The organism is Aeromonas sp. 2HA2 (genome assembly GCF_029237345.1).
Classification (GTDB): Bacteria; Pseudomonadota; Gammaproteobacteria; order Enterobacterales; family Aeromonadaceae; genus Aeromonas; species Aeromonas salmonicida.
This window is the reverse complement of sequence record NZ_JAACGB010000016.1, coordinates 83,425-105,276: the sequence shown is the minus strand read 5'-3', so window position 1 is coordinate 105,276 and position 21,852 is coordinate 83,425. Positions and strand designations below refer to the sequence as shown.

20 protein-coding genes and 1 other RNA gene are annotated in these 21,852 nt (G+C 57.8%); 16 read left to right on the top strand and 5 right to left on the bottom strand.

Going from position 1 to position 21,852, the window contains the following annotated elements; all coding sequences use genetic code 11:
* Positions 1-63 precede the first annotated feature (63 nt).
* The 3 genes from GWQ29_RS18455 to GWQ29_RS18445 are packed head-to-tail and all read right to left on the bottom strand — an operon-like array spanning position 64 to position 3,678.
* A complete protein-coding gene (locus tag GWQ29_RS18455) occupies positions 64-903 on the bottom strand; it encodes an enoyl-CoA hydratase-related protein (RefSeq protein ID WP_275920025.1) in 840 nt (279 codons plus the stop codon).
* A 10-nt stretch (positions 904-913) separates the two neighbouring features.
* Positions 914-2,533: a carboxyl transferase domain-containing protein gene (locus GWQ29_RS18450; protein WP_275920024.1), complete on the bottom strand. Its 1,620-nt coding sequence runs from the start codon at positions 2,531-2,533 to the stop codon at positions 914-916.
* A complete protein-coding gene (locus GWQ29_RS18445; RefSeq protein WP_275920023.1) occupies positions 2,530-3,678 on the bottom strand; it encodes an isovaleryl-CoA dehydrogenase in 1,149 nt (382 codons plus the stop codon). Before GWQ29_RS18445 ends, GWQ29_RS18450 begins: the two co-directional genes overlap by 4 nt.
* 252 nt (positions 3,679-3,930) lie before the next feature.
* On the opposite strand from GWQ29_RS18445, the gene GWQ29_RS18440 reads away from it, so the two are divergent.
* The 10 genes from GWQ29_RS18440 (at position 3,931) to GWQ29_RS18395 (ending at position 14,063) form a co-directional block, all read left to right on the top strand.
* Complete coding sequence (locus GWQ29_RS18440; RefSeq protein ID WP_021140241.1) at positions 3,931-5,442, top strand: CoA-acylating methylmalonate-semialdehyde dehydrogenase; 1,512 nt, start codon at positions 3,931-3,933, stop codon at positions 5,440-5,442.
* Between the two features lie 114 nt (positions 5,443-5,556).
* Complete coding sequence (locus GWQ29_RS18435; protein ID WP_275906950.1) at positions 5,557-6,714, top strand: acyl-CoA dehydrogenase family protein; 1,158 nt, start codon at positions 5,557-5,559, stop codon at positions 6,712-6,714.
* A gap of 298 nt (positions 6,715-7,012) precedes the next feature.
* Positions 7,013-7,810, top strand: coding sequence for an enoyl-CoA hydratase (locus GWQ29_RS18430; protein ID WP_275906951.1), 798 nt, complete (start codon positions 7,013-7,015; stop codon positions 7,808-7,810).
* Complete coding sequence (locus GWQ29_RS18425; protein ID WP_275920022.1) at positions 7,803-8,915, top strand: enoyl-CoA hydratase/isomerase family protein; 1,113 nt, start codon at positions 7,803-7,805, stop codon at positions 8,913-8,915. Before GWQ29_RS18430 ends, GWQ29_RS18425 begins: the two co-directional genes overlap by 8 nt.
* A gap of 77 nt (positions 8,916-8,992) precedes the next feature.
* Complete coding sequence (gene mmsB / locus GWQ29_RS18420) at positions 8,993-9,925, top strand: 3-hydroxyisobutyrate dehydrogenase (RefSeq protein ID WP_275920021.1); 933 nt, start codon at positions 8,993-8,995, stop codon at positions 9,923-9,925.
* A gap of 69 nt (positions 9,926-9,994) precedes the next feature.
* Positions 9,995-10,756 (top strand): SDR family oxidoreductase, encoded by a 762-nt coding sequence (locus GWQ29_RS18415; RefSeq protein ID WP_265421456.1) that lies wholly within the window; start codon positions 9,995-9,997, stop codon positions 10,754-10,756.
* Positions 10,757-11,144: 388 nt separating this feature from the next.
* Positions 11,145-12,581 (top strand): arginine-ornithine antiporter, encoded by a 1,437-nt coding sequence (arcD, locus tag GWQ29_RS18410; RefSeq protein WP_021140247.1) that lies wholly within the window; start codon positions 11,145-11,147, stop codon positions 12,579-12,581.
* A gap of 92 nt (positions 12,582-12,673) precedes the next feature.
* Complete coding sequence (locus tag GWQ29_RS18405) at positions 12,674-13,462, top strand: sulfite exporter TauE/SafE family protein (RefSeq protein WP_021140248.1); 789 nt, start codon at positions 12,674-12,676, stop codon at positions 13,460-13,462.
* 101 nt (positions 13,463-13,563) lie between these two features.
* An RNA gene (ffs, locus tag GWQ29_RS18400) (signal recognition particle sRNA small type) lies at positions 13,564-13,660 on the top strand.
* A gap of 97 nt (positions 13,661-13,757) precedes the next feature.
* A complete protein-coding gene (locus GWQ29_RS18395; RefSeq protein ID WP_275909856.1) occupies positions 13,758-14,063 on the top strand; it encodes a hypothetical protein in 306 nt (101 codons plus the stop codon).
* 916 nt (positions 14,064-14,979) lie between these two features.
* On the opposite strand, the gene GWQ29_RS18390 is transcribed toward GWQ29_RS18395, so the two are convergent.
* Positions 14,980-15,603, bottom strand: a complete 624-nt coding sequence (locus GWQ29_RS18390) for an SEC-C metal-binding domain-containing protein (protein ID WP_275909854.1) — start codon at positions 15,601-15,603, stop codon at positions 14,980-14,982.
* Positions 15,604-15,945: 342 nt separating this feature from the next.
* On the opposite strand from GWQ29_RS18390, the gene GWQ29_RS18385 reads away from it, so the two are divergent.
* Both GWQ29_RS18385 and GWQ29_RS18380 read left to right on the top strand, forming a co-directional pair.
* A complete protein-coding gene (locus GWQ29_RS18385) occupies positions 15,946-16,185 on the top strand; it encodes a hypothetical protein (RefSeq protein ID WP_265421453.1) in 240 nt (79 codons plus the stop codon).
* A 1-nt stretch (position 16,186) separates the two neighbouring features.
* Positions 16,187-16,705, top strand: coding sequence for a cytolytic delta-endotoxin (insecticidal protein) (locus GWQ29_RS18380; RefSeq protein WP_021139303.1), 519 nt, complete (start codon positions 16,187-16,189; stop codon positions 16,703-16,705).
* A gap of 355 nt (positions 16,706-17,060) precedes the next feature.
* Here GWQ29_RS18380 and GWQ29_RS18375 read toward each other — a convergent pair whose 3' ends face one another.
* Positions 17,061-17,831, bottom strand: coding sequence for a Crp/Fnr family transcriptional regulator (locus GWQ29_RS18375; RefSeq protein ID WP_265421452.1), 771 nt, complete (start codon positions 17,829-17,831; stop codon positions 17,061-17,063).
* A 413-nt stretch (positions 17,832-18,244) separates the two neighbouring features.
* Here GWQ29_RS18375 and GWQ29_RS18370 point away from each other — a divergent pair, with 413 nt between their 5' ends.
* From GWQ29_RS18370 to GWQ29_RS18355, 4 genes are all read left to right on the top strand, one after another.
* Complete coding sequence (locus GWQ29_RS18370; protein ID WP_265421451.1) at positions 18,245-18,580, top strand: hypothetical protein; 336 nt, start codon at positions 18,245-18,247, stop codon at positions 18,578-18,580.
* On the top strand, positions 18,580-19,026 hold the full coding sequence (locus GWQ29_RS18365) for a hypothetical protein (RefSeq protein ID WP_265421450.1): 447 nt from the start codon (positions 18,580-18,582) through the stop codon (positions 19,024-19,026). The genes GWQ29_RS18370 and GWQ29_RS18365 overlap by 1 nt, the downstream gene beginning before the upstream one ends.
* A 918-nt stretch (positions 19,027-19,944) precedes the next feature.
* Entirely contained in the window at positions 19,945-20,256 is a 312-nt protein-coding gene (locus GWQ29_RS18360; protein WP_011898735.1) for a BON domain-containing protein, read from the top strand.
* A 551-nt stretch (positions 20,257-20,807) separates the two neighbouring features.
* Positions 20,808-21,824, top strand: coding sequence for a diguanylate cyclase (locus tag GWQ29_RS18355; protein WP_275909852.1), 1,017 nt, complete (start codon positions 20,808-20,810; stop codon positions 21,822-21,824).
* Positions 21,825-21,852 lie beyond the last annotated feature (28 nt).

Sequence of the window (21,852 nt, the reverse complement as noted above, 5' to 3'; positions counted from 1 at the left end):
ATGCGCGGCGGGTTTCCTCGCCGCGGTTGGCGATCTGCAGTCGCTTGACGATGTTGCTGTGAGTCATGCTTCATCCTTGAAACGGGGGCGCCAGCTGGGGGGGCGTTTATCAAAAAAGGCCTGCATCCCCTCCTGAGCCTCGAGCCCGACCCGCACCCGGGCTATGGTCTCGACGGTTTTCTCTTCATGGAGGCGGGCGGTATGGCTTTCGATGGCGGCCAGCAGTCGCTTGGTCTCTTTCATCGCCTCCGGGCCGTTGCGACACAGGCGCAAGGCCAGCGCGCGCCCTTCGGCCAGCAACTGCTCCGGCTTGGTCAGCTGGTGCGCCACATTGAGCCGGCAGGCTGTGATGGCATCGAAAGGTTCGGCGCTCAGCATGTAACGGCGTGCCTGGCGCATGCCCATGGTGCGCACCACATAGGGGCTGATCACCGCAGGTACCAGCCCCAGGCTCACCTCGGAGAGGCAGAAGCGTGCATCTTCGCTGGCCAGCACCAGATCGCAGGCACAGACAAGGCCCAATGCACCGCCATAGGCAGCTCCCTGCACCAGCGCCAGGGTGGGGAAAGGGAGCTCATCCAGGGTTTGCATCAGCCTCGCCAGTACCCGGGCGTCTTCCCTGTTGTGTTCAAAGTCGGCGTGAGCGAGATTGCGCATCCAGTTGAGATCGGCGCCGGCACAAAAGTGCCTGCCCTCGGCGCGCAGCAGCAAGGCATGGGGGCGTTCGGCGAGCGATTGACCATGAAGATGGGCCAGTTCGTCGAGGCAATCGAGCAGCCCCAGCATGAGATCGGCATCAAAAGCGTTGTGGCGAGCGGGGCGTGACAGCACCAGTTCGGCCAGGGGCCCATGGCGCTCCAGGCGAAATCCCGCCGGAGGATCATTGAAAAGTGGATCGGACATGACGAACTCCTTACATCCGGAAGATGCCGTATTGCTCGGGTCCCGGCTCAGCACCCCGGCAGGCGGCCAGCGCCAGCGCCAGCACTGTGCGGCTTTGCGCCGGGTCTATGACGCCGTCATCCCATAACCGCGCGCTGGCGTAATAGGGATGACCCTGCTGTTCATACTGGGCGATCACGGGCGCGCGGATGGCGGCGGCTTCCTGCTCGCTCAATACCTTGCCCTCAACGGCCAGCTTGTCCCGGCGCACCTGTACCAGCACACCGGCAGCCTGCTCGCCGCCCATGACAGAGATGCGACTGTTGGGCCAGCTGAACAGAAAATCGGGCTCATAGGCGCGGCCACACATGCCGTAGTTACCCGCGCCGAAGCTGCCGCCGACGATCAGGGTTATCTTGGGTACCCGGCTGCAGGCCACGGCGGTGACCAGTTTGGCCCCATGCTTGGCGATGCCTTCCCGCTCTGCGGTACTGCCCACCATAAAGCCGGTGATATTTTGCAGGAACAGCAGGGGAATGGAACGCTTGTTGCAAAGCTGGATAAAGTGGGCGCCTTTCTGGGCGCTGTCGCTGTGCAACACGCCGTTGTTGGCAAGGATCCCCACCTGCATGCCACAGATGCGGGCAAACCCCGTCACCAGGGTAGTGCCGAACAGTGCCTTGAATTCGTCAAATACGGAGCCATCCACCAGACGGGCGATGAGCTCGCGGGCATCGTAAGGGCGCTTGAGGCTGGTGCCCACCAGACCGTAGAGCTCTTCAATGGGATACCGGGGTTCGTCATAGCCCGGGTCGCGCGAAGCGAAACCCGACGCCGGAATGGTATTTTCCCCCAGATTGCCAACCAAGGTGCGGGCTATGGCCAGGGCATGGGCATCGTCTCGCGCCATGTGATCCGCCACGCCTGAGTGGGCGCAGTGCACCTCGGCGCCGCCCAGGGCCTCGGCGCTGATCTCCTCGCCGGTGGCCGCTTTGACCAGCGGGGGCCCCGCCAGAAAGATGGTGGCCTGTTCCTTGACCATGATGGATTCATCCGCCATGGCGGGTACATAGGCGCCCCCGGCGGTACAGAGCCCCATCACCACCGCCAGCTGGGGAATGTTTTGGGCGGACATGCGGGCCTGGTTGTAGAAGATGCGACCGAAGTGCTCCCGGCCGGGGAATACCTCGTCCTGCATGGGCAGGAAGGCGCCGCCGGAATCCACCAGATAGAGGCAGGGCAGGCGCAGCCGCTCGGCGATGGCCTGGGCCCGCAGGTGTTTTTTCACCGTCAGCGGGTAGTAGGTGCCCCCCTTGACGGTGGCATCGTTCACCACCAGCAGGCAGAGCCTGCCAGCAATCTGGCCGAGCCCTGTTATGATGCCGGCGGCGGGTACAGGTTCGTCATAGACCTGCCAGGCAGCCAGCGCAGAGAGTTCGAGAAAAGGCGAACCCGGGTCCAGCAGCTGGTTGATGCGCTCGCGGGGCAGCAGTTTGCCACGGGCCTGATGGCGGGCGTTGTTGGCCCCGCCCCCGCCCTGGGCTATCTCGGCGAGCCGGGCATTGAGATCCTCGACCAGCGCCTGCATTGCCGTTTTGTTGGCGGCAAATTCCGGGCTGGCCGTGTCGAGACGGGAGTGTATCTGACTCATGCGTTCTCTCCCATCAGCTCCCGACCGATGAGCCAGCGGCGGATCTCCGAGGTGCCGGCGCCGATCTCGTAGAGCTTGGCGTCCCGCAGCAGGCGACCGGTGGGATACTCGTTGATGTAGCCATTGCCCCCCAAGAGCTGAATGGCATCCAGCGCCATCTGGGTGGCATTCTCGGCGGCAAACAAAATGGCGGCGGCGCAATCCTTGCGACTGGTGCGGCCCTGATCGCAGGCGCTCGCCACCGAGTAGACCAGAGCCCGGCTGCTGGCCAGACGGGTATACATGTCCGCCAGCTTGCCCTGTACCAGCTGGAACTCGCCGATGGCCTGACCGAACTGCTTGCGCTCGCGCACATAGGGCAGCACAACGTCCATGCAGGCCTGCATGATGCCAAGGGGGCCGGCGGCCAGCACCACCCGTTCGTAATCGAGACCGCTCATCAGTACCCGGGCCCCGCCGTGCAAGGTGCCGAGCAGGTTCTTCTGCGGGACGCGGCAGTTGTCAAATACCAGCTCGCAGGTACTAGAGCCGCGCATGCCGAGCTTGTCGAGCTTCTGGGCCGTGGTGAAACCTTGTGTACCCGCCTCGACGATAAAGGCCGAAATCCCCTTGGGTCCGGCGCTGGTATCGGTTTTGGCATAGATGACAAAGGTGTCGGCATCCGGGCCATTGGTGATCCACATCTTGTTGCCGTGCAGCACGAAATGATCGCCATCGTGCTTGGCGGTAAGCCGCATGCTGACAACATCGGAGCCTGCTCCCGTCTCGCTCATGGCCAGTGCCCCCACGTGCTCGCCACTGACGAGGGAGGGCAGATAGCGCGCCTTCTGATCAGGGGTGCCGTGGCGGTGGATCTGGTTGATGCAGAGGTTGGAGTGGGCGCCGTAGGAGAGGCCGACCGAGGCGCTGGCGCGACTCACCTGCTCCATCACCAGCACGTGGGCCAGATAACCGAGGCTCACGCCGTCATACTCTTCAGCCACAGTAATGCCGTGCAGCCCGAGTTCGCCCATTTGGGGCCAGAGATCCCGCGGAAACACGTTGCTGTGATCGATCTCGCTGGCGCGCGGCGCTATCACTTTCTGGCAGAAGGCCTCGACCTGATCGGTCAGGGCGCTGAGGGTCTCATCCATCACTGCGTGCATCCTTGCTCTCCTTTGAATGGTTGGTTCTCACCCATCTGACAGCCCCTATGGTCGTAAACAGGGTGTCAAACTGGTCAGTCCATTTGTGAGTTAAGTTTACGTTAGCGTAAACGTAAATTGATTGTTAGTCTAAGGTAAATTTGTCGGGTGGCGGCTGCAAGGTGGCTCGTCCCCCTCCATCAACCGACCTCAAGGAGTGAGCGGCATGACAAGCCAATATCCATTGCAGCCTGCCAGCAAGGAGAGCAGGGCATGAGCAACCATCAGACCCAGTACGGTGATGTGCCGCTTTATATCGGTGGCGAGGCCTGTGCTTCCACAAGCGAGGCGTGGATCGAGGTGACCAATCCGGCGGATCAGAGCCTGCTGGCACGCGTGCCCAAAGCGACCCCGGCCGAGGTGGAGCGTGCGGTGCGCAGCGCTCACGACGCCTATCTGCTGTGGCGGGATGTACCCGCCCCCGAGCGGGCCCGGGTCATGTTCAACTACCAGCATCTGCTTAAAGCCCATCACGATGAGCTGGCCTCCCTGCTGGCCCAGGAGACAGGCAAGAATCTGGCGGACGCCAGGGGGGATGTGTGGCGCGGCATCGAGGTGGTGGAGCAGGCCTGTGGCATCGCCAGCCAGACCATGGGGGAGACAATGGGCAACGTGGCGCGCAGGGTCGATGGCCACTCCTGGGTGCAGCCGCTGGGGGTCTGTGTCGGCATCACGCCGTTCAACTTCCCCGCCATGATACCCCTGTGGATGTTCCCGCTGGCGGTGGCTTGCGGCAACGGCTTCGTGCTCAAGCCTTCCGAGCAGGATCCGCTTACCCCCATGCGGCTGGCCGAGCTGTTCACCGAGGCGGGAGCCCCCAAAGGCATCCTCTCCGTTGTGCACGGAGGCGCCGAGCAGGTGGATGCGCTGCTGTGTCATCCCGATGTGAAAGCGGTCAGCTTCGTCGGCTCTGCTCGGGTCGGGGCTCACGTCTATCGCACCGCCACCGAACACCTCAAACGGGCCCAGTGCTTTGTCGGTGCCAAGAACCACATGGTGATCATGCCGGATGCCAACAAGGGGCAGGTGCTGAGCAACCTGGTGGGGGCCGGCGTTGGCGCGGCCGGTCAACGCTGCATGGCCATCAGTGTGGCTGTGTTTGTCGGCAGTGCCCGCGACTGGATCCCCGAGCTTGCCGCCGAGTTTGCCAAGGTGAGGCCCGGGGTCTGGCACGATCCCGAGGCGGCCTATGGTCCCCTCATCAGCCCGGAGGCGAAAGTCAGGGTAGAGGGCCTCATCGAGGCGGGGATCAAGGAGGGGGCTGAGTGTCTGCTCGATGGTCGCTTCTGCGATGTGGCGGGCTATCCGGTGGGCAACTGGGTGGGGCCGACCCTGTTTCGCGGCGTGACGCCCGAGATGCGAATCTATAAAGAGGAGATTTTCGGCCCTGTGCTCGCCTGCTTGGAAGTAGACAATCTGGACGAAGCGCTGACCCTAATCAACACCAACCCCTACGGTAACGGCACCGCCATCTTCACCGGCTGCGGCGCTGCGGCCCGCAAGTTTCGCCACGAGGTGGCCGTGGGTCAGGTGGGGATCAACGTGCCCATTCCGGTGCCGCTGCCATTTTTCTCCTTCACCGGCTGGCGTGGCTCTTTTTACGGAGATCTGCACGCCTACGGCAAGCAGGCGGTGCGCTTCTATACCGAGACCAAAACGGTGACTGAGCGCTGGTTCGACGAGGATATTCCCACAGGCCCCAATATGACTATCAGCCTGCGTTAAGGGGGGCGAAAAGACACAGGACTTGGCAATGCCGACCGGCGCGAACCTGACATCAGCCTGCGTTGAGCGCGGGCCACAGAGACAACAGACAAAGGATACAAGGAAGCGGACAAGATGGACTTTACCCTGACCGAGGATCAACAGGCTTATGTCGAGGCGGCCACCGCCTTTGCCAATGAGGCGTTCAAACCTCATGCCGCCCGCTGGGACAGAGATCACGAGTTTCCCATCCCTACCATCAAGCAGGCGGCGGCGCTCGGCTTTTGCGGCCTCTATACCCCGGAACAGTACGGCGGGCTCGGTCTGCCCCGGCTCGATGCCAGCCTGATTTTTGAGCGCCTCGCCATGGGCTGCACCTCCACCACGGCTTATCTGACCATCCACAACATGGTGAGCTGGATGCTGGGCAGCTGGCTGCCTGCCGCGGTTGCCGAGGAGTGGGTGCCCAGGCTCGCCAGCGGCGAACTGCTGGGCTCTTATTGCCTGACCGAGCCCGGTGCTGGCTCAGATGCGGCGGCCCTCAAGACTCGTGCGGTGCGTGATGGCGAGGACTACCTTATCGACGGCAGCAAGGTGTTCATCTCGGGGGCGGGCAGTACGGACGTGCTGGTGGTGATGGCTCGCACCGGAGGTGACGGGGCCAAGGGGATCTCTGCCTTCATGGTGCCCGCCGATAGTGAGGGGATTGTCTACGGCAAGGCGGAGGAGAAGATGGGCTGGAACAGTCAGCCGACCCGGGAGGTGGCCTTCAACGGGGTGCGCATTCCCGCCAGCTATCGGCTGGGGCAGGAGGGGGAAGGCTTCAAGTTCGCCATGCAGGCGCTGGATGGCGGGCGTATCAACATCGCCACCTGCTCTGTGGGTACCGCTCAGCAGGCGCTGGACGATGCACTGCGCTATGTGCAGCAGCGCCAGCAGTTTGGCCACCCCATCAGCGAATTCCAGAGCGTGCAGTTTCGCCTCGCCGACATGGCCACCGAGCTGGCAGCAGCGCGCCTGATGGTACGCCAGGCTGCCGACAAGCTGGACAGAGGCAGCCCGGACAAGAGCGCCTGGTGTGCCATGGCCAAGCGTTTTGCTACCGACGTGGGTTATCGCGTCTGTGACGAGGCTCTGCAACTCTTTGGCGGCTATGGTTATATCCGCGAGTATCCGCTTGAGCGCTACCTGCGCGATACCCGGGTACACCGCATTCTGGAAGGCACCAACGAGGTGATGAGGTTGATCATCGCCCGCCGCCTGCTGGCGGATCCCGGTCTGTCACTGGAGTAAGGGGGGCGCCGCTTTTCCTGGAGAGCGCCAAGGCAGGTGATGTGGCTGATCATCGCCCGTCGCCTGCTGGCAGACGCTGGTCTGTCGCTGGAGTAAGGGGACAGGCACCATTGCCTGGACGACGCCAGGGCGGGGGATGGGATTGTGCATCGTCTGCCGCTTGCTGGCGAAGCCCGGCCTGTCGCTGACGTAACATATTATCTGCCTCCGAGACGTCATCAGGCTTTGTGAGCCAGCCGAAGGTTGGCTCCATTCAACCCTGTCATCATGGGGCAGTCTCATTCACAAGGACAATGCAATGACAAGGATCAGGCTCGAATATCATGGTCACGTGGCCTATATCACCCTCGACCATCCGCCCGCCAACACCTGGACCCTGGCCAGCTTGCAGGCCTTCTTGCAGATGATGGTGGAGCTCGACAGTCGCCCCGATGTGGTGGCTCTGGTGATCCGCGGGGCGGGGGACAAGTTCTTCTGCGCCGGCGCCGATCTCAAGATGTTTGCCGATGGCGATCTGGACCATGCTCGCGAGGTTGCCGAGGCCTTTGGTCATGCTTTCGAGGCGCTGGCCCGTTTTCATGGCGTCAGCATAGCCGCCATCAATGGTTACGCCATGGGCGGCGGACTGGAAGTGGCGCTGGCCTGTGACATCCGCATCGCCGAGCTGCAAGCCAAGCTTGGGTTGCCGGAGGCGTCCGTGGGTTTGCTGCCCTGCGCCGGTGGCACTCAGCGGCTCACAGAGCTGGTGGGGCCTGGCTGGGCCAAGCGTATGATCTTGTGCGGCGAGAAGGTCAACGCCACCCTGGCCTACGAGATGGGGCTGGTGGAGGAGGTGGTCAAAGAAGGGCACGCCTGGGACGCGGCGCACCAGATGGCCCAGTTGGTGGAGCGTCAGAGCCCGAGTGCCCTGCGCGCCTGCAAGACCCTTATCAATCAGGGGCGCAGCGGCCCTCGTGATGCTGCCTTGCCGCTGGAGCGCAGCCTGTTTCTCGAGCTGTTTGCAGACGCCAACCAGCGTGAAGGGGTGGCGGCCTTCCTGGAGAAGCGCCCGCCCCGCTGGCAGTATGAAAAATCCAATGGAGTGACGAATGAGTGAATCGGTACGCATAGAGACCCATCCCACGGCGGACGGCCATCATGTCGGCGTCTTGACCCTGGACAGCCCTGCGTCTCTCAATGCCCTGAGCCTGCCGATGATCCAGGCTCTGCAGCGCGAGCTAACGCGCTGGGAGCAGGATCCCGGCGTGGTCTGCGTGCTGTTGCAAGGGGCCGGCGAGAAGGCATTTTGCGCCGGTGGTGACATCCGCTCCTTCTATTACCGCAAACAGGAGGAGAGCGAGCAGGCGCTGTTTGGCTATGCGCGGGATTTCTTTGAGCAGGAGTATCGGCTCGATCACCATATCCACCGCTACGGCAAGCCCCTCATCTGTGTGGCGGATGGCATCTGTATGGGGGGGGGGATAGGCCTGTTCGCCGGCGCCGATTTTCGGGTGGTGACCGAGAAGAGCCTGTTCGCCATGCCGGAGGTGACGATCGGCCTCTATCCGGATGTGGGCGCCAGCTGGTTTTTGAGCCGGATGCCGGGGCGACTCGGGCTCTGGCTCGGGCTGACCGGCGCCCGTTTCAACGGCGCGGATGCCATCGGCCTGGGGCTGGCGGATCACGCCATCGCCAGCAGTGAGCGTGCGGCCTTGTTGCCTCGCCTGGCCGGGTTGGACTGGTGTGGCAGCCAGGCGCCACGGGATCAGCTCGATCTGCTGTTGAGGGGCTTGCAGGCAGAGGCGGACAAAAAGCTGCCAGCGCCTGTGCTTTTGCCCCACAGGGTCAAAATTGACGCCCTGCTGGTCGGTCGCACCCTGCAAGGGGTGCTGGACAGCGTGTTTGATGCCAGCTTCGATCCCGATCAGGGTGAAGGGTGCCTGGCGCAGGCCCGCGAAACATGCCGCAGTGGCAGCCCCATCAGCCGCGCCATTCTGTGGCGCCAGTATTGGCAGGCGCGTCGCCAGTCGCTGGCCGAGGTGTTTGCCGATGAGCTGGCGCTGTCGGTCAATTGCGTGTTGAAAGGGGATTTTGTGGAAGGGGTGCGGGCACTGCTCATCGACAAGGACAAGTCCCCCCATTGGCAGGCGCCGCAAGTCGGCACTGACTGGCTGGATGCCTTCTATCACTGGCCCGAAGGGAAAAACCCCCTGGCGCCTTGAGTCTTGGAGTGTAAGGCGTCAGGGCGGATGAACGGACACAGGTTGCTGGAGATCCAGCACGGCAAGGAGCAAACGAGATGACAAAGATTGGATTTATCGGGCTGGGCAACATGGGGGGCCCCATGGCCGCCAATCTGGCCAGGGCGGGGCACGGGGTCCGGGTATTTGACTTGATGCCGGAGAGTGTCGCCAAGGCGATCGCGGCTGGCTGTATCGCCGCCGGGGATGCCCGCGAGGCGGTGGCCGATTGCGAGGTGGTCATCAGCATGCTGCCCGCCGGTGAGCACGTGCGCGCGCTCTGGCTCGGCGAGAGTGCTGGAGAGAGGGGCGGACAGGATCTGCTGGCGGCCTTGCCAACGGGAGCCCTGGTGATTGACTGCTCCACCATAGACGTGGCGTCGGCCCGCCAGGTGGGGGAAGCGGCGAAGGCGCGGGGCATTCGCTTTGTTGATGCCCCCGTTTCGGGTGGCGTGGCCGGGGCGAGCGCAGGGACTCTCACCTTTATCGTCGGCGGTGAACTGGCGGATTTCGAGGCGGCCAGCCCCATTTTGGCCCACATGGGACAGAACCTGTTCCATGCCGGGGCGCTGGGGGCGGGTCAGATCGCCAAGATGTGCAACAACATGCTGCTCGCCATCCACATGGCGGGCACGGCCGAGGCGCTGGCGCTCGGGGTGAAGGAGGGGCTGGATCCGAGCGTGCTCTCCACCATCATGGGCAAGAGCTCGGGCAACAACTGGAGCCTGGAGCGCTACAACCCCTGGCCTGGTGTGATGGAAAACGTGCCCGCCGCCCGCAACTATCAGGGGGGCTTTATGACCCGCTTGATGGTCAAAGATTTGGGACTGGCCATGGCGCTGGCCGAGCATGCCCACAGCGCCGTCCCCATGGGGGCGCTTGCCCGCAACCTGTTCAACCTGCACGCAAGCCAGGGCCAGGAGAGCAAGGATTTCTCCAGCATCGTCGAGCTCTATCTGGATAAAATGCGGGATCAGTCCAAAGCCGGTTGATCTCGGGTGCTCTGCTCTCAACTCATTCACCCAATCATGTATGGCCAGACAAACTGGCAAGGAGTACCCATGGATATCAAGCAGAAGATCATCGCCGTCACGGGCGCGGGGCGGGGGCTCGGCCGGGCCATTGCCCTCAGTCTGGCCAGTCAGGGCGCCGTACTGGCGTTGATCGATGTGAATCGTGCGGATTTGGAGGTGACCGAAGCCGAGGTGCGCAGTCGCGATGGTCAATGCACCCTGTTCGTCTGCAACGTGGCGAGCGAAGCCGAGGTTGAGGCGACCTTTAGTGCCATCAAAGAGCAGCTCGGCGCCTTGCATGGCCTCATCAACTGCGCCGGCATCCTGCGGGACGGCATGCTGATCAAGGTGAAAGAGGGTGCGCTGGTGGAGAAGATGAGTCTGGCCCAGTGGCAGGCCGTCATCGACGTCAACCTGACCGGCACTTTCCTCTGTGGTCGCGAAGGGGCAGCCCTGATGGCACAGGGGGGGCAGGGGGGCGTCATCGTCAACATCTCCTCCATTGCCCGTGCCGGCAACATGGGCCAGAGCAACTATGCCGCCAGCAAGGCGGGTGTGGCCTCTCTGGTGGTGACTTGGGGGCGGGAGCTGGCCCGCCACGGCATTCGGGTGATGGGCATAGCCCCCGGCGTGTTTGCCACCGACATGACGGCGGCGATGAAACCGGAGGCAATGGCCCGCATGCAACAGGCCATCCCGGTTGGCACCCTGGGGGAGGCGCACCAGCTGGCTGACACCGTGCATTTTATTCTCGCCAATGACTATCTGTCGGGCCGTATGATAGAGCTCGACGGTGGCCTGAGACTCTAGTTTTGTCGTCCACCACTAGATGCCCCTGGCCGCTGGTACAGGGGCATTTTTATTGTGCGCTTGACTCGCGGGCCGGCCCGGCGGCGCTGACGGTCATCTGCATGCCCATGCAGGTCTGATCCGGAAAAACGGGGGCCAGGTCATGGAAAAATGTGAAATATCAACGGGTCTTTCTTAATTTGAACCAGCTCACAGGCACTCGGGGTCAGTACTGTAAAATTGCGCGCGGTCAAGACGGGGCATGATTGACGGTATGAGGGATTGCGGTCGGAATAGTCATGCAATATAGTTGCCGCCTTTTTCACGGGGTACGGATTTTTCGCCCCTCCCATATTGCGCGCAGTATGAATACGGACGCTCTGCCGCCGCCTAATCAAACAGGATTGAGATGGACAAGAAACTAGGGCTTGGCGCCCTCATCTCGCTGGTGATCGGCTCCATGGTCGGCGCCGGGGTCTTCAGTCTGCCACAAAATATTGCTGCTCATGCCAGTGCCGGGGCCGTTGCCCTGGGTTGGGCCATCACGGGTCTGGGCATGATCTGCCTCGCGCTGGTTTACCAGAATCTTTCCATGCGCCGCCCGGATCTCGATGGCGGTATCTTCAGTTACGCCAAGGCCGGTTTCGGCGATTTCATCGGTTTCAACGCCGCCTGGGGTTACTGGCTCTGTCAGCTGCTGGCCAACGTCTCCTATGCCATCGTCGTGTTCAGCGCCCTGAGCTACTTCTTTGACACGCCGGACAACGTCATCTTCGGTGACGGCAACACGCCGGTGGCCATCATACTGGCCTCCATCCTGATCTGGTCGGTGCATGCGCTGGTGCTGCGCGGGATCCAGGTCGCCGCTCTGGTGAACATCATCACCACCATCGCCAAGATGGTGCCGCTCATCGTGTTCTGCGTCGCCATACTGCTCGCCTTCAACATGCAGACCTTCACCCTGGATATCTGGGGCCACGACAACGTGGAGCTGGGATCCGTGATGGATCAGGTCAAGTCCACCATGAAGGTGACACTCTGGGTCTTCATCGGCATCGAAGGGGCTGTGGTGGTCTCTGCCCGTGCCCGTCACCGCAAGGACGTGGGCCGTGCCACCGTGCTGGCGCTGCTCGGTGCCCTGACGCTCTACGTCATGGTGACCCTGTTCTCCCTGGGGGTCATGAGTCAGCCGGAGCTGGCCCAGCTCAAGAATCCTTCCACCGCCATGATCCTTGAAAAAGTGCTGGGTCCCTGGGGTGCCTGGCTCATCAACATAGGTCTGGTGATCTCCGTGATGGGGGCCTTGCTTAGCTGGACAGTGCTGGCAGCGGAAGTACCTTACATAGCCGGCAAGACAGGTGTCTTCCCCAGCTGGTTTGCCAAGGAGAACAAGAACGGCTCGCCGCAGGTGTCGCTCTGGTGTTCCACCTGTCTGGTGCAGATCTTCCTAATCATCATCTACTTCCAGAGCAGCACCTATCTGGCGCTGGTCAACATCGCCACCTCGGCGGCGCTGGTGCCCTACGTCTTCTCTGGTGCCTATGGCCTCAAGCTGGCAATGAAGGGAGAGACCTACGAGGGTCAACCCCATCAGCGCAAGCGTGACCTGCTGCTGGCCCTGGTGGCCACTACTTATGGCTGCTGGCTGGTCTATGCCGCCGGTGTGGAGTACCTGCTGCTGGTGGCGCTGCTCTACAGCCCGGGCATCTTCATCTACTGGAAGGCGCGTCAACACCACGGGCTGCGCGGCCTCAACCGACTGGAGCAGGGGATGACGGCGGCCCTGCTCGGGTGCGCCGTGCTGGCCTTCTACAAGGTGATGGACGGTACCATTCCCTTGAGTTAACCGGCACAATGAAGAGATGGCCCAAGGGCCATCTCTTTTTTTATGCGCGTGTTGGCCTTGGGGCCACAGAGCTGCCTCGGGAAGGAATGTTTATGCTGTTTATGGGTTATCTGTTGCTGGGCGCGTTTGCTGGCATGCTGGCTGGGCTGTTCGGCATTGGCGGCGGTCTTATCATAGTGCCCGTGCTGGTGGTGAGCTTCAGGGCCATGGGATTTGAGCCCGACATCATCACCCATCTGGCACTTGGCACCTCGTTGCCCACCATGATCTTCACCGGTTTCAGCTCGCTGCGGGCTCACCAAGAGGCAGGTGCGGTCGACTGGGTGATGATACGGCGCCTCGGAGTCGGCATGCTGATTGGTGCCTGGCTCGGCGGCATGACCGCCAACCTGCTCAGTGCCAGCACCCTCAATGTCATCATCGGCTGTTTCGCCTGGGCCATGGCATTGCAGATGGGGCTCAACCTCAGACCCAAGGCGGAGCGCCATCTGCCCGGCCCAGTGGGAACCGGCATAGCGGGCACCCTCATCGGCTGGATGTCGGCACTGTTCGGCATAGGCGGTGGCTCGCTGACAGTGCCTTATCTCTGCTGGAACAGCGTACCGATGCGCAACGCGGTTGCAGCCTCTGCGGCCTGCAGCATGCCCATAGCGCTGGCGGGCAGCCTCAGCTATCTCTACGCCGGTTGGGGCCATGCGGACCTGCCCGAGTGGAGTGTCGGTTTCATCTATCTGCCCGCCCTGCTTGGCATAGTGCTCACCAGCACCCAGTTTGCCCGGGTGGGCGCCAGGCTGGCACATCGACTTTCTCCCAAGCGGCTCAAGCAGGCCTTCGCCCTGCTGATGTTGCTGGTCGGGGCGAAATTCATGCTGTTTAGCTGACTCATTCGGCAGATTGTTGAAAAATAAGGCAAACGGTACGCCCGCAGGCAGAAAGCCATTGCAATGAAATGGGACTTTGCTATTCTCCTCGCCGGTGGTCCCATTGGTCCTCTCGCATTGATAACTCGTCAACCTGGTCAGGACCGGAAGGTAGCAGCCAAGGCGGGGGACTCGAGTGCCGGGATGTGGCTGGTGGGGCCACCACCTGTTTCTGCAATTCAATAAGTTACAGCTGATAACCCCCTTCCGACCTCTTGGTAATCCACTTTGTGTGGATGAATCAGGAGTCCTCAAAGTGAATCTCTGGCTCAACTTCCACGGCATCTGGTATTACCGCAAAGTCGCCATACTCCCCTGTGATCGTCGTAAAGAGATCAAAAAATCCCTGCATACCCGAGACAAGCTTTGTGCACGCCACAAGGTCGCCCAGCTGCTTGCCTTTGTGCGTTCCAGAGCGAAGCCCATTCAGTTGCATGCAGACGTCACTGTCGATCCACAAGAGCAATCAGTAGCCCAGCCGACGACTCCGGCGGCCAAACCGCTTGCACCGCTCCTGTCGGTCTTGAGTGACCGTTATCAGAAAGAGAAGGCCCTCTCCTAGGCTCCCAAAGAGCGAAAGAACCAGAAAAACTATCTCGGTTCCTTCATCGAGGCACTCGGCGACAAGCCAGCGGCAGGCTACGGCAAGGCTGATGTGGTCAAGTTCAAAGATAGGCTGCTGAACTCTGGCAAGAGCCCGACCACTATCAACAAGTATCTGCAGAAGCTCTCCCTGCTGTTTAACTGGCTGGCCAATCATCATGAGAGGGTCGTCAACCACTTCGCCGGATTGAAGCTACAGCGGGTCAAGGAGGTGAACTCACGAGGTGGATACACTGCAGAAGAACGTCGCCAGTTTATCGGGTGGGCTGAGCAGCAGGAGCCCCACCGCAGGTGGATAGCCCTGCTGGGTCTGTTCACAGGGGCCCGTGCCAACGAGATCTGCCAGCTCTATGCTGACGATGTGCAGCAGGTCGACGGCATATGGTGCCTGAATATTCGCGGCGGGCGATCAGACCAAGCTCAAGACAGCCAACAGTGCTCGCCTTGTGCCGCTCCATCGACACCTGCTCCAAGCAAGTTTTATCGAGTTCGTGCAGGGAAGGGCAGGGGGGCGACTCTTCACCGAGTTACCTCATCGCCAGGACGGATACAGCCATCTTTGGGGGCAGTGGTTTAGTCGTCATCGCCCTGTAGACAAAGACTTCCATAGCCTGCGGCATACCGTGGCAACATCATGGTGTACCGCTACAGTACGCGGCGGCGATCTTGGGGCATACCAATGGTGCCATCAGCTATGACAGGTACGGTGGTGGCATAGCAGTCGAGAAGTTGCAGGCAGCTATCGAAGAGGCTCTATATGAACGAGCGTAGAAGCTTGCTGAGTAGCGAGTGCGAGAAGAAGGGGCCGGTGTTTGCCCCTATGAGATGATGAACTTGTGTCGCAATGGTTGAGCCGATTGGACGGCATGTTAATGCTAAATCATGTTTAAACAGCATTTTTTGTACTTAAGTTCACTACCACAAGGACAAGGCTCATTTCTTCCCACTTTCTGCGCACGGGGTCGGTTGTCCGAGTAATTACGATCTGGCCTAGAAGTAGATGGGGTCGCACGTGATGTGCCAAAGTTGTTGATTGTCTGTTCTAGGATGATTTGCTGTTCAATGACGACCGTTTTATCGTCTTTCATCAAGGACATTGCGGTCATTACTGTTGTCAGGAAAGCGAGAAGTAGGCCAAGAAAGGTGTAAAGTTCCATTCTTGTTTTTGGAAGAATGTCGCTGATGCAGGCTAACTCAGGAGCTTCATTTTCAATTTGTTCCTGAACTTCCTCTCTTGTTAGTTTTTCCTTTTGGGCTCTATTGAGTATGTTTACGTAACGACTCAATTGTTCAACAGTCTTTCTTGGCGCATCAATTATCTCGATGACATTTCCCAAGACATTGAACACCCCATCGGGGACACTGCCCATCCCACCGCAAGCTGGACAAGGACCAGATTTATTACCTGATAAAGAAAAATTATGGATACTACCTTCAAAAGCAAATCCAGATGGAAACGCGGTTCCACAGTTGTCGCAAATCGCAGGGAAATTGGGCATTCTGCATCCTGTATGATTGCTCAAGTAATGTGCTTAATGTTACCCGTTTGAAGATGGGGCAACAACAAGAAGCTCGCAATCGACATCTTGCGAATTCCATTGGTAAGTTCTGGAAAAATTCGTGAGGACTTTTAAGGCGTTACCTTCACCCCGCTATCCTCCGTCCCCCCTATTTTCTGCCACTCTCCTAGCCGCCTACTGCTCTTCTGTTCTCCTTCATCTTCAGCATGTCCTGCTGTTCGTCTTAGTGGGGCCTTGTTGGCTCTGGTCTTTTGTGTGTATCACCTTACTGGCCGTTGAACACCACAGTCAGCAATCACAAGACAACACAAGGACGAATCAATGAATACCACAGTTGATAAAGTGAAAAACGTTGTGACTCGAAACACCTATGTTTCGCTGAGTGCGAGTGCGGACCAGATTAACTTCAACGAGATCTTCTCCATCACGGATCCCAACATTGCCCCCCAGGCGTTTGCGATGGCGCAGGTTTTCCAGCAGGCGCTGGTGCCCACTGATGACAAGAAGTCGCTTCGCTTTGATGTGCAAACAGCCATAAACCTCATCAAAAAAGCATCCTGAAATGGCGGTGATCAACTTCACCGATCAAGTGGTCGAACAATCCAACTCAGCCGTCCAGTTGATGGTAGACAAGGTGCTGGAGATATTGAGCAAGGTGTTGGGAGTCGTGCTTGGTGCAGCGCCGAAGCAAAAACTGACCGAGTCCATCGCGAGTGCGTTCACCGGCCTGGATGAACAAAAGAATGATGCCTGGATTTTCTGGGAGCACACGACAGCCCACAAGACTACCTATCAATACAACATCCTGTTCGGGGTCCAGTCCAAAGAAACCGGCCTGTTCCTCTATGGCCTGCCGATGGGGATGGAGATCACCGTCGATATCGAAAAGGAAAAAGTCCTTTTCATCACGCTGAAGGACAAAGAGTCCTACCGTGTACATCTGCAATCGCTCTCTGTTGTTGAGATGATCAAGGCGCACAGCAACCTGAAGCTGGCAGCGAAAGCTGGTGGGAAGGATCCGCATCAGGAAGCGCAAGAGTTCTTCGCTCTGCAGAAGAAAAAAGAGCCGGTCCGCATCTAATTACCGACATGCCTCAACCAAAACGCCCTTCTGTGAAGGGCGTTTTTTTATCTGGTGTCATGTGGTGATGTTCTTCTTCCATGTCAAACACAGCCAATACAGCGTGACGCAGGTTGTGTCGAGGGAACCTTCATTACATAACAACAGCCGAGTCATGCTCGACATGAAGGGGATGTTGGAGCGTAAAGCCAGCGCTTTCCTTGGGTTGTGTCGCGCTAGCCTGGGTTATCTCATGTGTTTCTGGCTCACTTGCCAAGGCGCAAGGTATCTGCGCCCATGCCTACAGCGGCCGTTATGAAGGACTAAAAAAGCCCTCTCAGGCGCCAGGCAACCTTATGCACGTCTGGCCCAGTCGTCAGCCGTTATGAGTGACGCACTCAAGGGGCTTGGGTATTGGCACTGACTTGGTTGACGAGTGCATATAGGGGAGCAGACGTTCGGTTTCTTTCTTCACCACCGAGTAGCATTCACAGCTTAATCGCTCGAGTTTGGGACGATCCAGCACAGTGATTTGGCCCCGACGATATTCGATGACGCCCAGTTTTTGCAGTTTCCCTGCCGCCTCGGTGACGCCTTCACGGCGAACACCCAGCATATTGGCAATCAATTCCTGAGTCATCGTCAACTGGTTGCTGGGCAATCTGTCCAGCGATAGCAACAGCCAGCGGCACAGTTGCTGATCAATGGAGTGATGCCGATTGCAAACCGCCGTTTGTGCCATCTGAGTCAACAAGGACTGAGTGTAACGCAGCATCAGATGCAACAAATCGCCGTGGACATTGAACTCGGTCTTCAACAGCTGTCCTTTCATGCGGTAGGCGTAACCTGCGCTTTGCACAATGGCACGATTAGTGGTGCTTTCTCCGCCCATAAACAGCGCGACACCGATCAATCCTTCATTACCGACGACGGCAATTTCGGCAGATGCACCGCTTTTCATCACGTACAAGAGTGAAACGATGCAGTCGAGAGGAAAATAAACATGGTGAAGCGTATCACCTGATTCATAGAGCACCATGCCTAAAGGAAAGTTCATCAACTCAAGATGGGGATGCAATCTGCTATATGTGTCAGCTGATAGCGCAGCCAGCAGGTGATTCTGCTGGGGATGATAATTATCAGTCATACATATTCCAAATGTTAAACAAAACTTTCACCAGCCTATCATAGTCACAGATTGTTTACCTTCGGTATGTGCGCTATCGCACATAGAGGGATATATATACGTGATGAGGATTAAACAAGGGCATTTTATGTGCTCTATCGTACAGACTAGCCTGACTGGCAGGATTATGATTTTGAGTGACAAGGAATATATATACAGTCAATTTCATAGCGTAGTGACAGGGAGGTGGCGGGCTGAAAAGAACCTCCCTGAATAGTGTTTATCCATTCACTCCTGCGTTGACCCGTGTCTTATGTAACACCGCCAGGTAATATTTCAATTCATGGCTGGCGTCCTTTCACCAAGTATCATGCTGTCAGGTCGGATCGTGATTATTTCATCCGCCCTTTGTCATATTGAACGGGAGAGTAATGATGAGTGAACAAAAGCAAGTCATGTCAGGCGAAAGTGTTTCTGATTCGGTTGACGATACCAGCAAGAGGTTGCATGACGCTGTCGACAGTGCATCCAAGACAGTTCATCCTGCGCTGGATAATTTGAGCGAGCGCTCCCATCAAACGGTAGATAAATTAGCTGACGTTGCTATGAATGTTGCCGAATCCATTGAACAGAAAAGCGATAGTCTGCGAGAAATGAAAATGAAACTGTTCGACCAGTGCCGTACTCAAATTAATGACAAGCCGCTCATGGTGCTCGGTATTGCCATCTCCACCGGATTTTTAGTGGGTTGGTTACTGAAGAAGCGTTAATGAACACGGAGCGAATCACAGAGAGTGCGCCCATTCCTGACGCAGAATTGACACCGACGGAGTCGGTGTCAATTACCAGCCTGGCGACCTCTGTTTTTGGACTGCTTGGTGAACAACTGCAAGAGCGATTGCAGTTATTCAGGCTGGAAGTACAACAAGCAGTCAGTAGCCTGATTGGCATGCTTGTCTGTGGTCTGGTCGGGGCTTTTTTATTAGTCAGCTTGTGGTTGATGTTGGCTGCGGCCTCACTATGTTGGTTACTCGAGCAGGGAATGGCTACGAGTAGCGCCTTATTCATCATCAGTGTGGGCAATGGACTCGCCATTGGCGGGGTCATGATACTGTATCGTCGTTATCAGCAGAATATATGTATCGATGCGGTGGCGACCAGCAATGCACCCGTGCCATCAGACGAGTCCTCAACCATGCCTGGAGCACCTTTATGAAGCAGCCTGTAGCGTGTCATACACGCCCCCTTGTTCAGGGCTCCCGCCGGGAGAAGATTGCTATCTTGCGGCAGCGACTGCAGTCCCGTCAGTTGACGATAGTCGGGCTGTCCCATCTCATGAAGCAGGCACTGCAAACGAGGCTCACTCATCCTCTTGTGCTTTGTTCTGCTGCCTGCGCGGGTTTTGTGCTTGGTTATGAGGGACCGCAAAGGCGAGGCGCGCCAGTCACCACCGGCAGAGTGACGTCAAGTTTGGTGTCGGGCATAGATATGTTTTTGCTGGTGTCACGGCTGCTTGGTCAGCCAGAACAGAAAAACAAAGACATGTCACACCGTCAATAACACATGGCAGAATGGCCACATGTTATATTCATGCTCATGAATATATGCTTGCTTAAGCATGGTTATTATAATTCATGAGCAATCACAACCCATTATTTAGGAGAGTATATGCTATATACCCTTGCTATAGTGATGCTTCTGCTTTGGGCTGTTGGTCTGGTAACAGCCACTACCCTTGGTGGTTTCATTCATGTGCTGCTTGTTATCTCGGTAGTTGTTGTTTTACTTCGTATTATCCAAGGTCGTCGAGTGCTATGACATAATCTGACGTGTGCGCTGGTGAATATACTAACGTTAACCAATTTCAGATGTCACATTATGAATGTGGTGGTCAGTTAACTGGGCGTCATGTTCGTTAGCGCACAGACGACAAGATGATATAGCCGTAAATTATAATGTAGCATGCCAATCAATAAGGTGCTGGCTGCTTGGCTCAACAAGCGTGAGTGTGTGGTTATCGTTATTCACAGTAACGCTATACAGAGTTCTGGCACTCACAGACACCATGTTCTAATGAAGCATACATTTCAGTTTTTAATTTGAAGTGTTTAACACTATTTGGAGTAAATATAAAATGAAAACTACAAATCGCTTTTCAATTCTGTTGGCTATCGCCGTTCTGGTCACTGCAGTAGGTTGTGCATCAACTAAAAATAAAGCAGGCACGGGTGAATACTTGGATGACTCAGTGATTACCACCAAGGTTGTCACGGCTATCTTCAATGATCCGGACCTGAAATCAGCCGAGATCAATGTAGAGACCTTTAAAGGTGTCGTACAGTTGAGTGGTTTTGTTAAAGACAGCGCCAATATCAATAAAGCCGTTGTTGTCGCCAAAGGTGTCAACGGTGTCACCTCTGTCAAAAATGATCTGCGCTTGAAATAAGGCAGTGACAGTCACTATCCAAGTTGCCTAATCCAATGACTTGGCCCTGAATATGCCCCGGGGCGGATCTTGTTATGTGATCTTCCCCAGGTCGAAAAGGGCACGCTGATCACCATGTAAATATGTCTTGGTCAGTTTGATAGCGAGGCCGAACGTTGAATTTATGCTCCTGTTCCGGGAGCATTTTTATATCTATTGATGCTGCATTTTCCCGGGATTTTTCCTGCCATCCGGTGGTGATGAAGGGTGTCAGGTGGTGGTCGATTGCTTCAACGACGTAGGGTGGGTCGATCTGGTGCGCGAAGGCTTTGACTGCGTAGTACGGGTGGGCGCGCTGGGAGCCTCGAGTCTGGTGGCCCGCCTCCAGTGAATGAGTTTGGCGCTAATTGAATCGCGACGTCTCTTTTAGAGACGCATTTGGATTTGATGTCAAGTTTGATATTTGATGATTTGCTCATTATGAGATCTGGCCACGGTCGCTTGGCTAGTCGGGTTCCGTTTCACCTGTCATATTTAAGGCGGTGGCCCAGTGCCGTGATCGGAGCAAGTTTATGCGGGTGGAACGTCAGCGTCTTATTCGTTCATTGTTTGATGAATACATAGAAATGTATTCGGCACGTGATGTTCGTCTTGTTACCTGGTTTAGTGACAATTTCAGTGGCTATGCAGGCAGTAGTGACCAGCTTGTCACCGATCGGGAAGAGTGGATACGCATCACTCGCAAAGATTTCGCACAAATCCCCGAGCGGATCCATATCGAAATGCTGGATCTGTCATTGCAAGATTTGACAGAGGATGTGGTCGTCGCGACCGGTTTTTTCCACATTCACCTGCCCATACCTGACCATATCTTGTCGCGGGAGACGGCCAGATTGGTGTTGATCTTCTGCCACGAAGAGGGCGAGTGGAAAATCGCCCATAGCGGGATCTCGCTTCCTTACGGGTTGGCGCAGGATACCGAAGTCTATCCCGTGGCGCGCTTGTGCGAGCGCAACCTCGAACTGGAACGCATCATTGAGATCCGCACTCATGAGTTGGCCGAAGCCAATCGGCAGTTGGAAATCCTGAGTAACACAGATGCCCTGACCAACATTGGCAATCGACGCCTGTTCGATCACATCCTGCAGCAGGAGTGGAACCGCGGGTTGCGCAGCGGCATGCCACTGGCCTTGATCATGCTCGACATCGATCACTTCAAGCAATTCAACGATCACTATGGTCATCTGGCCGGGGACAGCTGTCTGCGGGCGCTGGCCCAGGCGTTGTCACAGTCCGGGCGCAGGGCAGGGGAGCTGGTGGCCCGCTACGGCGGTGAGGAGTTCGTCATCTTGTTGCCCAACATGAACATGCAGGCGGCGTTTGACACGGCGCAGCATCTTCACCGTCTCATCCTGACACTGGCCTTGCCACGGGCTGACTCGCCGCTGGGGATAGTGACCGTCAGTTTCGGGGTGACCAGTTTGCAGCCCTCCACCACCCAATCAGCCATTGAACTGGTGCAACAGGCGGATGCCGCCCTCTATCACGCCAAATTGGCTGGCCGCAATTGCATCGCACTGAGCGAGTAACAAGGAGATACGTTCTCACTCCACGCCA